Annotated in this window: 10 protein-coding genes; 5 read left to right on the top strand and 5 right to left on the bottom strand. The window is 61.3% G+C overall.

Features of this window, described 5'->3' with window-relative positions; all coding sequences use genetic code 11:
* Positions 1–20: 20 nt before the first annotated feature.
* The gene (locus HU737_RS22880; protein WP_186553137.1) at positions 21–791 is read left to right on the top strand and encodes a lysophospholipid acyltransferase family protein; all 771 of its coding nucleotides are present in this window, start codon (positions 21–23) and stop codon (positions 789–791) included.
* Positions 792–982: 191 nt separating this feature from the next.
* Here HU737_RS22880 and HU737_RS22875 read toward each other — a convergent pair whose 3' ends face one another.
* Both HU737_RS22875 and HU737_RS22870 read right to left on the bottom strand, forming a co-directional pair.
* Positions 983–2,602: an MFS transporter gene (locus HU737_RS22875; protein WP_186553136.1), complete on the bottom strand. Its 1,620-nt coding sequence runs from the start codon at positions 2,600–2,602 to the stop codon at positions 983–985.
* Between the two features lie 97 nt (positions 2,603–2,699).
* Positions 2,700–4,349, bottom strand: coding sequence for a GMC family oxidoreductase (locus HU737_RS22870; RefSeq protein WP_186553135.1), 1,650 nt, complete (start codon positions 4,347–4,349; stop codon positions 2,700–2,702).
* Positions 4,350–4,726: 377 nt separating this feature from the next.
* On the opposite strand from HU737_RS22870, the gene HU737_RS22865 reads away from it, so the two are divergent.
* The gene (locus HU737_RS22865) at positions 4,727–5,614 is read left to right on the top strand and encodes a LysR family transcriptional regulator (protein WP_186553134.1); all 888 of its coding nucleotides are present in this window, start codon (positions 4,727–4,729) and stop codon (positions 5,612–5,614) included.
* Here HU737_RS22865 and HU737_RS22860 read toward each other — a convergent pair.
* From HU737_RS22860 to HU737_RS22850, 3 genes are all read right to left on the bottom strand, one after another.
* On the bottom strand, positions 5,603–6,421 hold the full coding sequence (locus HU737_RS22860; protein ID WP_186553133.1) for a sulfite exporter TauE/SafE family protein: 819 nt from the start codon (positions 6,419–6,421) through the stop codon (positions 5,603–5,605). The genes HU737_RS22865 and HU737_RS22860 overlap by 12 nt on opposite strands.
* Positions 6,418–7,698, bottom strand: a complete 1,281-nt coding sequence (locus HU737_RS22855; protein WP_186553132.1) for an NAD(P)/FAD-dependent oxidoreductase — start codon at positions 7,696–7,698, stop codon at positions 6,418–6,420. The genes HU737_RS22860 and HU737_RS22855 overlap by 4 nt, the downstream gene beginning before the upstream one ends.
* Before the next feature lie 108 nt (positions 7,699–7,806).
* A complete protein-coding gene (locus tag HU737_RS22850; RefSeq protein WP_186553131.1) occupies positions 7,807–8,691 on the bottom strand; it encodes an MBL fold metallo-hydrolase in 885 nt (294 codons plus the stop codon).
* A gap of 308 nt (positions 8,692–8,999) precedes the next feature.
* Here HU737_RS22850 and HU737_RS22845 point away from each other — a divergent pair, with 308 nt between their 5' ends.
* The 3 genes from HU737_RS22845 to HU737_RS22835 all read left to right on the top strand — a co-directional run bounded on the left by HU737_RS22845 (position 9,000) and on the right by HU737_RS22835 (position 12,864).
* Positions 9,000–10,307: a sigma-54 interaction domain-containing protein gene (locus tag HU737_RS22845; protein ID WP_225915640.1), complete on the top strand. Its 1,308-nt coding sequence runs from the start codon at positions 9,000–9,002 to the stop codon at positions 10,305–10,307.
* Between the two features lie 170 nt (positions 10,308–10,477).
* Entirely contained in the window at positions 10,478–11,959 is a 1,482-nt protein-coding gene (locus HU737_RS22840; protein WP_186553129.1) for a DUF3300 domain-containing protein, read from the top strand.
* 14 nt (positions 11,960–11,973) lie between these two features.
* Positions 11,974–12,864 carry a DUF2950 domain-containing protein gene (locus HU737_RS22835; protein ID WP_186553128.1) on the top strand — a complete coding sequence of 297 codons (891 nt, stop codon included), beginning with the start codon at positions 11,974–11,976 and terminating at the stop codon, positions 12,862–12,864.
* Positions 12,865–12,906 lie beyond the last annotated feature (42 nt).

The following is a 12,906-nucleotide window of genomic DNA, read 5'->3' as shown; positions in this document are numbered from 1 at the left end:
CCGCAACGGTACTTGCCACTATGTCGATCCTGCAGGCGATCAGAATCTTTCTTTTTTACCTGCTGCTGGGCACCAGCTCGTTGCTGTGGTGCACCCTGAGCTTCTTCGTTGCGCCGTTTCTGCCGTTTCGCCAACGCTATCGCTTCATCAACGTCTACTGGTGCCGTTTCGCCGTGCTGCTGGCGCGGGTGATCCTCGGTATCCGCTACAAAATCACCGGCGCCGAGAACGTGCCGGATACGCCGTGCGTGATCCTCTCCAACCACCAGAGCACCTGGGAGACGTTCTTTCTCTCCGCCTACTTCCAGCCGCTGAGCCAGGTGCTCAAGCGTGAGCTGTTGTATGTGCCGTTCTTTGGCTGGGCGATGGCCATGCTGCGGCCGATCGCAATTGATCGCGACAACCCGAAAGAAGCTTTGCGTCATGTCGCCAAGAAGGGCGACGAGCTCCTCAAGCAAGGGGTTTGGGTGTTGATCTTCCCGGAAGGCACCCGCGTGCCCCATGGCCAGATTGGCAAGTTCTCCCGTGGCGGCACTGCGCTGGCAGTCAATGCCGGCCTGCCAGTCCTGCCAATTGCCCACAACGCTGGCAAGTTCTGGCCCAAGTCGGGCTGGGGCAAGCGGGCAGGGGTGATCGAGGTGGTGATTGGTCAGCCAATGTATGCCGAAGGCAGCGGCCCACGGGCGATTGCCGACCTCAATAACCGCGCCGAAGCGTGGAACGAGGCGACCCAGCGGGCCTTGGGGTCACTGCCGCCAGCGGCAGAAAACACCGAGCAGCGCACGGCCTGACGTTCTGTGGATAACTTGTGAGCAACTTTTGGATTAACGCTCAGAGATATGATCTAAGTTGTTGAATTAGCTATTTATTTCTCTGTATGACGTTTTTCTGAAAATCGTGCATAAGTTTTTTTGAGCGATAAAAAAACCGGCTTTTACGCCGGTTTTTTTGTGCCTGCTATAGAGGCGTCTCGCTCTTCAGGTCAAACCTTGTCGATATCCACATCCTTGGTCTCTTTCAGGCAGAAGATCCCCACCACCAAGCTGATCCCGGTGATCAATACCGGGTACCACAGCCCGTAGAAGATATCCCCGGTGTACACCACCAAGGCGAATGAAACCGTCGGCAGGAACCCGCCAAACCAGCCATTACCGATGTGGTAGGGCAGTGACATCGAGGTATAGCGGATCCGCGTCGGGAACAGCTCGACCATCACCGCCGCCAGCGGCCCATAGGTCATGGTGGCAATCAGGATCATCGCGACAATCAGCACCACCACCATGAACTCGTTGACCTGCGACGGATCGGCCTTGGCCGGATAGCCCGCCTGCTCGATGGCCGCACGCATGGCCGCTTCGTCGAAGCCATTGATGGTGGTCTCGCCAATGCTCACCACCACTTCGCTGCTCGCCCCTGCAGCCGAGCTGTACGGCAGACCCTGTTTGACCAGGAAGGTCTTGACCTTGTCGCACGGGCTGTCGAAACGCGCCTTGCCTACTGGGTCGAACTGGAAGGTGCAGCTGTTCGGATCAGCCGTCACCACGATCGGTGCCTGACGGCTGGCAGCGTCGATCTGCGGGTTGGCGTAATGGCTCAGGGCTTTGAACATCGGGAAGTACAGCACTGTCGCCAGCAGCAGGCCGAGCATCAGGATCGGCTTGCGTCCGACCCGATCCGACAGCCAGCCAAAGAACACGAAGAACGGCGCGCCGATCACCACGCTGATGATCAGCAGGGTGTTGGCCTGGGCCGGGTCCATCTTGAGCATCTGGGTCATGAAGAACAGCACATAGAACTGCGCGGTGTAGAAGGTCACCGCTTGCCCGGCGTTGATACTGAACAGGGCAGTCAGCACCACTTTGAGGTTCGGCCAATTGGTGAACGACTCACGAATCGGCGATTTACTCACCTTGCCTTGGGCCTTCATTTTCACGAACGCTGGCGACTCGTGCATGCTCATGCGGATCCAGGTGGAGATGCCCAGCAGCACGATCGACAAGAGGAACGGCAGGCGCCAGCCCCAGGTCTCGAACTGATCGCCGCTGATGTAGCGGCTGCCGAGCACCACCAGCAGCGACAGCAGCAGGCCCAGGGTCGCGGTAGATTGGATGAAGCCGGTGTGGAAACCGCGCTTGCCAGGTGGGGCGTGCTCGGCGACATACGTGGCTGCACCGCCATACTCACCGCCCAGCGCCAGGCCTTGGAGCATGCGCAAGATCACCAGGATGATCGGCGCGGCAATGCCAATGCTGGCGTAGGTTGGCAGCAAGCCCACGGCGAAAGTGGACAAGCCCATCAGCACGATGGTGATCAGGAAGGTGTATTTACGCCCGATCATGTCGCCCAAGCGGCCGAATACCAACGCCCCGAATGGCCGCACCAGGAAGCCTGCGGCGAACGCCATCAGGGCAAAGATGAACGCGGTGGTGTCGTTGACCCCAGCGAAGAACTGCTTGCTGATGACCGCCGCCAACGCGCCATAAAGAAAAAAGTCATACCACTCGAAAACGGTCCCGAGGGATGACGCGAAAATGATCTTTCGTTCCTCGCGACGACTGGAGCTGCTCGCCGCTGCACCCTGCTCTTGGATGTAATCCGACATCGTTGCTGTCCTCGGCCTACAGGCCACAGTGATTATTCTTGTTGTTCCACTGTCGGCAGCCCCTGACCACAAGCCGCCGGTTGTTGCACGCGCCTGGTCAGGGCGTCGGTATCGCGCTTGCGTCGCTGAGGTTGGTCTGGGTAGCAGCCCCCTTGAGGATCAGTTGTGCCGCCTTCTCGGCGATCATCAGTGTGGGTGAACAGGTATTGCCGGAAACGATCTGCGGCATGATCGACGCATCAGCCACGCGCAAACCAGGAATGCCATGCACGCGCAGCTGGTTATCCACAACGTCCAGCGGCCCATTGCCCATGCGGCAAGTGCCAACCGGGTGGAAGATCGTGGTGCCGATCTTGCTGGCCGCCTCGTGCAGTTGTTGCTCGCTCTGCAGGGCGAGGCCTGGCAGATATTCCTGGGGCTCGAAGGCTGCCAGGGCAGGGGCCTGGACGATACGCCGGGTCAGGCGGATAGCGTCGGCGGCGACGCGCAGGTCGTGCGGATCGCTGAGGTAATTGGGATCGATCAGGGGTTCGGCATTCATGTCCGCAGAGCGGATATCGATGCGTCCACGGCTGGCCGGGCGCAGGTTGCAGACCGATGCGGTAAAAGCAGGGAAGCGGTGCAGCGGCTCGCCGAAGCGTTCAAGCGATAGCGGCTGGACGTGGTACTGCAAATTGGCGGTAGCCTGATCAGGGCTGGAGCGTACGAACGCACCCAGCTGACTTGGAGCCATTGCCAAGGGGCCGCTGCGGTCATACAGATAACGCAGGCCCATGCCCATCTTGCCCCACAGGCTGTTGGCCATCTGGTTGAGGGTGCGGGTGTTGCGAATTTGATAGATCAGGCGCAGTTGCAGGTGATCTTGCAGGTTGCCGCCGACGCCGGGCATGTCATGCCGAACGCCGATGCCCAAGCCTTCGAGGAGCTTGCGTGGGCCTATCCCGGAACGCTGGAGAATGCCTGGCGAGCCGACAGATCCTGCGCAGAGGATGATTTCCCGGCGCGCCTTGAACTCATGCCAGGCGCCTTGCCAACGGGCCTTGACCGCGGTCGCACGGGTGTTGTCGAGCAGCACCTGATCAACCTGGACATCAGTCAGGATGGTGACGTTGGGGAGTTTGAGGATCGGCCGCAGAAAGGCCTTGGCCGCATTCCAGCGTACGCCGCTGCGCTGGTTGACCTGAAAGTATCCACAGCCTTGGTTGTCACCGGTGTTGAAGTCATCGACCTTGGCGATCCCGCTTTGCTCGGCGGCGTCGCGGAAGGCATCGAGAATCGGCCAGCTGTAGCGTTGTTGCTCGACCCGCCATTCACCGTCGGCGCCGTGGCTGTCGCTGCTGCCGGCAAAGTGATTCTCGCTGGCCTTGAACAGCGGCAGCACATCGCTCCAGGCCCAGCCGGCATTGCCTTGCTCAGCCCAGCGGTCGTAGTCCGCCGCCTGGCCGCGCATGTAGATCATGCCGTTGATCGATGAACAGCCACCCAGCACTTTGCCCCGTGGATAACCCAGGCTGCGACCGGCCAGGCCGGCTTGCGCTTCGGTTTTGAAGCACCAGTCGGTGCGCGGATTGCCGATGCAATAGAGGTAACCGACGGGAACGTGAATCCACGGATAGTTGTCGCGCCCGCCCGCTTCGAGTAGCAGCACGCGGCAGCTAGGGTCGGCGGACAAACGATTGGCCAGCAGGCAACCGGCGGGACCGGCGCCCACGACCACGTAGTCGTAGACAGAATCGGCTGATGGCATGTGTAACCTCGCGCCTGATTATTATTCTTGTCGCCCTTCATCTTAGTGAGTAATTTCGCAGAGGAAACACGAGATTTTGCGCAACGGCTGTGCGTTTTAGCACAGCCCAGGTAGCTGCGAGAGTCGGTAGTGTGGGGCGGGTATGGGCGCATGCGAGGCGCGTGGGAGCGATATTTGACGGATGCATGTGGGAGCGGGCTTGCCCCGCGACAGCAGTAGTGCTGCCACCATCGCTATCGCGGGGCAAGCCCGCTCCCACGAGATCTACGAGTCCAACGAGATCTACGAGTCCCACGAGCCATACGAGTCCTGCATCCTCCTGCGTAGTGCCTCGACGGCCGCGCTCAGAACCCTCGCCATCACGCACAAGGATCAGCATGTTCGACTGGAATGATCTGCGGTTTTTCCTCGAGTTGCAGCGCAGCGGTCGCCTGCTCAGCGCTGCCAAGCGGCTCAATACCACCCACAGCACCGTCGCCCGGCATATCGAGAACATCGAAAAAAGCTTGGGTACGGCACTGTTCGTCCAGCATGCCCAGGGCTATGAACTGACGCCTTCCGGTCAGGCCCTGCTCAAGCATGCTGAGGCCATGGAAAATGTCGCGCTGCTGGCGCAGGAGGAAATCACCCAGGCGATTACGCCGCTAGGCAAGATTCGCCTAGGGGTCACCGAAGGCATCGGCATCATGTTCTTCACTCCGCGCATGAGCGATCTGTTCGAGCGCTACCCGGGGTTGGAGGTAGAGCTGGTGGCGGTGCCGCGCTTCGTCAGCATCCTTAACCGCGAAGCGGAAATCAGCATCCATCTGGAGCGGCCCAACGCCGATTTGCTGATCACCCGCAAACTCACCGACTACCGCCTGGCGCTCTACGCCAGTCGCGAGTATCTCGACCGTTCCCCACCGCTGCAGACCCGCGAGGACCTGGCCCGGCACAGCTGGATTGGCTACGTCGACGACCTGCTGTTCAGCCAGGAGCTGCTGTTTCTCAACAGCTTTTGCCGGGCGCCGAATGTGGTGTTCCGCAGCACCAGCGTGATCGCCCAGCAACACGCAGCGCGTGCCGGCCTGGGTATCGCCGTGCTGCCGAACTTCATGGCCCGGCATGACCCGACCCTGGTGCGCGTGCTGCCGAGTGAGACAATCCAGCGCAGCTACTGGATCTGCACCCGGCGCGAGCTGCACAAATCAGTACGCCTGCGGGTGGTCTGGGATTACCTGCTCGCCCTGTGCGCAGCCGAGCAGGCAGACCTGCTAGCCGAGTAGCGCCTTGCCCGCCAGCAGCAGTGCAGCGCCGATGCCGACGACGGCGAACAACTGCTGCAGGCGTGGCCCGGCCAGTTTGGCGGCCAAAGGCCGCGCCAGCAGCAGGCCAAGTACCGCGCCCACTGCGAACGGGGCACCGACCTGCCAGTGCATGACGCCGGCAATGCTGGCGCTGACCACACTGCCGGTGGAGACCAGGGCAATCACCGCCAGGGAGGTGGCGACGATGCTCTTCATGTCCAGATTGGTGTAGCGGTTCAACGCAGGGATGATGACGAACCCACCGCCGACGCCCAGTAACCCTGAAAGCAATCCAGACATCGCCCCGGTGAAGGCAAGGGCACGCGCGCAGGGTAGGGTCCAACGTAGTCGGCCCTGCAACGGATTGAGCACGCAGGGCATGATCTGCCGTTCCCCGCATGGCGACTGACCGCGCAGTTCGCGCGCCGCCTTGCGTCCGATGCGCAGGCAGGCGTAAACCAGCACCACAGCGAACACCAGCGCCAATGGCGTGTTGGGCAGACTGTGGGCGAGCATCAAGCCGAACGGCGCAGCGACGATGCCGATCACCGCAATGAACAGCGCCGCCCGATAGCGCACCAAGCCCTGGCGTAAACCCAACACCGCCCCGACCGCCGCCGCCAGGCCCACCGCCAGCAACCCGACCGGGGCCGCCTCGACCATGGTCAGGCCCAGGCCGAACACCAGCAGCGGCACTGCGAGGATGCCGCCGCCAGCGCCGGTCAGCGCCAGCACTGCGCCAATGATTGTGCCCAGCAGCGTGCCGAGCAGTTGATGCTCGATCACTGCTGCCCCTCGATCACCATCGGCTGCGGCTTGGCCAGCCACTCCCGTCCCTTGAGCATGCCACGCCAGTACAGCGGCGGCAGGATCCGTGCCTTGAGCAGCCAGGCCAATCGGGTTGGCTGGCGACCATCGAGCAACCAGCGCGGAAAACTCGGCGCGACCTTACCACCATAGGTGAACTCAGCGAGGACGATCTTGCCGCGCTCCACGGTCAGAGGGCAGGAGCCATAGCCGTCATAGTGGGCGAGGGCAGGCAGCCTGCCGAGCGCCACCAAAACATTGTTCGCCACCACCGGCGCCTGCTTGCGCGCTGCGGCGGCGGTCTTGGCGTTGCTGGTGTTGATCACATCGCCCAGACCATGGATGTTGGCGAATTGACGATGGCGCAAGGTGTGCGGATCGACATCGACCCAGCCACCCGCATCGGCCAGCGGACTGTTCCGGATGAAGTCAGGGGCAACTTGCGGCGGCACCACATGCAACAGGTCGAAGGGTTCGACCTGTGTCTGCGTGCTGCCATCGGGCAAGCTGCGCAGGAAGGTAGCGCGCTTGCCGGGGCCGTCCACGGCGACCAGCCGCTGGGCGTAGTTGAGGTCGACACTGTACTTGTCGATGTAGCTCATCAGTGCCGGTACGTAGTCCGCTACCCCGAACAGCACCGCGCCGGCATTGAAGAAGCTGGCTTTGATCGCGCCAAGATGGCCGTGACGCAACCAGTGATCACAGGACAGGTACAACGCCTTCTGTGGCGCGCCAGCGCACTTGATCGGCATCGGTGGCTGGGTGAACAGCGCGCGACCTTGCTTGAGGTTTTTCACCAGCTCCCAGGTATAGGGCGCCAGGTCATAGCGGTAGTTGGAGGTGACGCCGTTACGCCCCAGGGTCTCACTCAGGCCTTCGATGGCGTTCCAATCGAGCTTGAGGCCGGGGCATACCACCAGCTGTTCGTAGCTGACCGCGCGACCATCCTCGAGCATCACCAGCTGCGCGACCGGATCGAAACCCTGCACGCTGGCCTTGATCCAGCGCACCCCACGCGGAATGGTCGAGGCCATGGTGCGAGCGGTGCTGGGTGCGTTGAACACACCGGCGCCGACCATGGTCCAGCCTGGTTGGTAGTAATGCACCTCGGCAGGATCGATCAGGGCGATGTCCAGTGAAGGATCACGGCTGATCAGGCTCGAAGCGGTGGCGATGCCCGAAGCCCCGGCACCGATGATCACCACCTTGTGGTGATCGGTGCGCGGGCTGGCGGAAGTGGACGGCGACGCAGGCATTTAAATGTTCCTTGTTGATCGAGGTAGCTGCTCTTTCTATCGCGGGGCAAGCCTGCTCCCACGTTAGCTCTCTGTCTCTGCGTGGGAGCGGGCCCTGCGATAGCGGGCTCAAAGTTTGTTGAGGGGGATCTTCAGGTAGCGCACGCCGTTATCTTCCGGCTCAGGCAACTGGCCGCTGCGCATGTTGATCTGTACCGAGGGCAGGATCAGCACCGGCATGTCCAACGTCGCGTCACGCGCTTCGCGCATGGCCACGAATTCGTCCTCGCTGATGCCCTGATGAATGTGGATATTGTTGGCGCGCTGCTCGGCCACGGTGGTGACATAACGCAGTGCGCGGCCATTGGGCAGGTAGTCATGGCACATGAACAGCTGGGTCTGATCGGGGAAGGCCAGCAAACGGCGGATCGAGCGATACAACGTGCGTGCATCGGCGCCAGGGAAGTCGCAGCGGGCTGTGCCGTAGTCGGGCATGAACAAGGTGTCGCCAACGAACACCGCAATCTCGCCAGCATCCTCGACCACGTAGCTCATGCACGCCGGGGTATGCCCTGGGGTATGCAGGGCACGCGCCCGCAGCGTGCCGATCAGAAACACTTGTTCATCTTCGAGCAATACATCGAACTGGCTGCCATCGCGGGCAAAGCCAGGCTCGGCATTGAACAGGGCGCCAAAGGTCTTCTGTACCTGAGTAATACGTGCACCGATGGCGATATGGCCACCGAGCTTTTCCTTGAGGTAGGCCGCCGCAGAAAGGTGGTCGGCATGCACATGGGTTTCAAGAATCCAGTGCACCTTGGCATCCAGCGCCTGGACCCTGCCAATCAGTTTGTCCGCCGAGGCAGTGTTGGTGCGCCCGGACTTGGGGTCATAGTCGAGCACGCTGTCGATCAACGCGCACTCCTGGGTCTGGCGATCCATGACCAGGTAACTGATGGTCGAGGTGGCCTCGTCGAACAAGGCTTCCACATAGATGTTACTGCCGATGATCATTGCACTCTCCAGATTTATCCGCCGCGCCTTGTTAGAGGCGTAGGCAGTAAACAGTGCTTTATCAAGATGCATGCCAGGGCATTGGTCCGAAACCACGGGTGCCTTGCTATTAAGCATAGAGTGAGTGTTCAAGCCCTACTCATCAGGGTTTTAGCCAGCGGGTTTACCGCGAAGAACACGCTGCGCAGCCTGTTCCTATCCATGTGCTCTCGACTGCCAATGCCAGACCTGGCAGTCGACTGGCAGCTAATGGCAGTGATTGGCAGTCCTTGCTACCCTCCGCGATGTACTCTCTTCCGGTCCTGGTCATGTCCGCGTTTTCAGCTTCTGCCAACCAACCCGCGATCCTTGCGCTAGTGTCGTATCTGGAACACGACGTGCATCCGTCCATCGTGCTCGATACCGACTACAACATCCTCGCCGCCAATGCCGCCTACCGCCGCCAGTTCGGCATCAACGACAACGCACCGCTGGGGGAGAAGTGCCACCGGGTATCCCACCACTACGCTGTCCCCTGCGACCAGGCCGGCGAACACTGCCCGATGCGCAAGGCGTGGGACAGCAAGGTGCCGGAGCGGGTGCTGCACATCCATCACACTCCTCGTGGGCCTGAGCATGTGGACGTCGAGTTACGGCCGATCCTGGATGAACAGGGTAGGGTGGTCGCCTTCGTCGAGCGTCTGAACACCGTGACGCTCGCCTCCGCCCAGCCGCAACAGCAAGGCCTGGTAGGCCGTGCTCCGGCATTCAAGACGGCCCTGGCCAGCTTGCAAAGAGCCGCCCCAGCGCAGATCCCGGTGTTGCTCCAGGGTGAGTCTGGAACCGGCAAAGAGCTTTTTGCCCGCGCCCTACATTTGGGTAGCCTGCGCGCCAATGGGCCGTTGGTTGTGGTCGACTGCACTGGTCTTACCGAGAGCCTGTTCGAGAGTGAATTGTTCGGCTACGAAAAAGGCGCCTTCACCGGAGCCACCCAGCGCAAGATCGGTTTGGCCGAAGCGGCGCATGGCGGCACGTTGTTCCTCGATGAAATTGGTGAGGTTCCATTGGCCATGCAGGTGAAGCTGCTGCGCCTGATCGAGTCCGGCAGTTTCCGCCCAGTCGGCAGCCTGCGCACGGTGCACTCGGATTTTCGCCTGGTCTCTGCCACCCACAAACCACTCAAGGAAATGGTCGCTGCGGGCACCTTTCGTGAAGACTTGTACTACCGCATCAGCGGTTTTCCAATCCGGCTGCCTGCCCTGCGCGAACGGGTAGAGGATCTGCCCATGCTGGCCGAGAGTTTGTTGAAGCGCATGGCTGGCGCGCAATCCACCACGCTAACTGCGCAAGCGCAACAACGGCTCAGCTTGCATCCGTTCCCAGGCAATATTCGCGAGCTGCGCAATATTCTCGAACGGGCACGCTTGTTTGCCGACGACGGCTTGATTCGGCCAGAACATTTGCCGCACGACATTGGCCCCCTGCAGAACGTAGCTACACCACGCCGCAGCCGCAACGAACTGGGCGAGCTGGCGCTGGCGCTGGAGCAATTCCAAGGGTCGCGTAGTGAGTTGGCCCAACATCTGGGGTTGAGCGAGCGGACGCTTTATCGGCGCTTGCGTGAGCTGGGTCTGTAAGCGGGTTCAGCGCACCTTGTGGGAGCGGGCTTGTCGGACGCCGAACCGCCGGCAGAGAAATTTTCTTCTACGCTGATACTGCTCTGAGCCTTCCATGCGTCGATTGCCGACCCGGTAACCCGTTGGGCGCCTGACGCTCCGCTCTGTCCCTCAGCTACAGGAGCATCGTCATGTCTGCCTGCCTTCACAGGGCGATCCTGCTCACCCTCACCATGCTCGCGCTCTTGGGCTGTTCCGAAGAGGATGCACCACCTAAGGCAACGGCCCCGGCGCCGGTACCTGCAGCTGTACCTGCCACTGCGGCCGCGCCCAGCGAGCAGGTGTTCAACACCGAACAGCTTGATCAGATGCTTGCACCGTTGGCCCTGTACCCGGATGCTTTACTGGCTCAGGTGCTGATGGCAACCACCTATCCTGGCAATGTCGCCGACGCGGTTGCCTGGTCCAAGGCGCATCCGAACGTCAGTGGCGATGCCGCCGTCCAGCAGGTCGCCGAGCAACCTTGGGACCCCAGTGTGCAATCGTTGGTGGCTTTCCCGCAGGTGCTAGCCACACTTGGCCAGGACCCAGTGTGGGTGCAGCGAGTCGGCGATGCCTTTCTCGCCCAGCCCGACGCGGTGATGAATTCAGTACAGCGCTTGCGCGCTAAGGCCAAGGCTGCTGGCCACCTGGAGTCGAACGATAAGCAGAGGGTTATCGTGCAACCCTCAAACGCTCAAGCAGGCGGCACAACTACGGCGGGGCAAGCTGGCGCGTCGGCACAAACCATCATTATCCAGCCGACCAACCCCCAGGTCGTATACGTCCCAAGCTACAACCCCTCTGAGGTCTACGGTAGTTGGTCCTCTGCGTCCTACCCACCGGCGTACTATCCGCCACCGCCGGGGTATGCCATTGGTACGGCATTGGCGACCGGTCTGGCTTTCGGTGCCGGCGTAGCGATCGTCAATTCTCTGTGGGGGGATTGCGACTGGGACGATCATGACGTTGATATCAACGTCAATCGCTACAACAACATCAACAACGTCAACCGCAGGCTCGAAGCCAACCAGAACAACTGGCGCCATAATCCTACCTATCGTGACGGCGTCCCCTACCGCGATCAAGCCAGTCGAGCCCAGTTCGACCGGCGCTTGCCCGGCAGCGCAGAGCGCACAGCCTATCGCGGTGACACCCCGGCGCGTGTCGAAGATCGCGCGCGCGCCCGAGAAAGTCTCGCCCGGCGTGGCATCCAAGCACCGGCAACCAGCAACCTCGAAGCCCGCCAACGGGTGCAGAGTGCAGAGCGTGAGCGCTCTCAACAAAGCCTGGAAAAACAGGGCATCAACCAGCCCGCTAGCGCCCGCGAGCGCGCACAGGTCGCCGACCGCCAGCACAAGCCTGGCGCGCAGGCACCTTTGAAAACTCGCCAGCATCAGCCGTCGGAGCGTAATCAACAAGCACGCCAGCAAGTCCGCCAACAACATGCTCGCGCCCAGGCGCCGCGCAACAATGCCTTGGCCGATGTGCGCAACCCTTCGCAGGCACGCATGGCAAGCAACCGTGGCCAGATCAGTCAACGTAGCGCCCGCCGCCCCAGTGCAGCACCCGCCGGCCATCAGATGCAACGACCCGTGCGCATGCAATCCAGCGGTGGCGGCGGTCGCCGCTGAGAGGAGAGTCAGTCATGAAAACGGCTAGTCGGATTGCGCTGGTGCTGCTCCTTTGCTGGACCTCCAGCAGTTACGCTCAGAAATACTTCCCAAGCGCGGAGGCGGCAGGCGAAGCGTTGGTGCAGGCCCTGGGTAGTGAAAAGGCCGATAGCCAACAGTTGGCAAACTTGCTCGGCAACGACTGGAACACTTATATCCCGACCAAGGACGTCGATCGTAAAGATGTGGATGCCTTTCTCTCGCTCTACAAGGAATCCCACCAGGTTCAGTCCGATAGCCAGAAGCGTGCACATCTGGTGGTCGGCAACACACCCTGGATTTTCCCAATTCCCATCAGACACAGTGCTGGCGGTTGGGCTTTCGACACCAAAGCAGGTGCCGAGGAAATCCGCCAGCGTCGCATCGGCCGCAACGAATTGGCGACCATTCAAGCAGCCCGTGCCTATCATGACGCGCAGATGGACTACGCCGAAATTGATCGCAATGGCGATGGGCTGCTCGAGTACGCGCAGAAGTTCATGAGTAGCGACGGGGCGTTCGACGGGCTGTACTGGCCGGAAGTGGACGGCGTCGAAGAAAGTCCACTCGGGCCGCTATTCGGTGATGCCGCCAAGCGTGATGACTGGCATGGCTATCACTATCGGATTCTCACCGCCCAAGGCCCTTCGGCACCAGGTGGCGCCTATGACTACAAGATCGGCGATCACATGACCCGCGGCTTTGCCGTGATCGCCTGGCCGGCGAACTACGCGGACACTGGCGTCATGAGTTTTATGATCAGCCACGACGGTGAATTGTTCGAGAAAGACCTCGGCCGTGACAGTGCCAAGCGCGCGGCTGCGATAACGCGTTTCGACCCCGACAGCAGTTGGAGCGAAATAAAGGATGAAGCGGCTGGGCGCTGAATTGGACAGTTCAATACTTGTCGCTCAGATGGCTCTGGCACT

The sequence above is a fragment of the Pseudomonas urmiensis genome (genome assembly GCF_014268815.2).
Lineage (GTDB): Bacteria > Pseudomonadota > Gammaproteobacteria > Pseudomonadales > Pseudomonadaceae > Aquipseudomonas > Aquipseudomonas urmiensis.
This window is presented reverse-complemented; position numbering and strand designations above follow the sequence as displayed.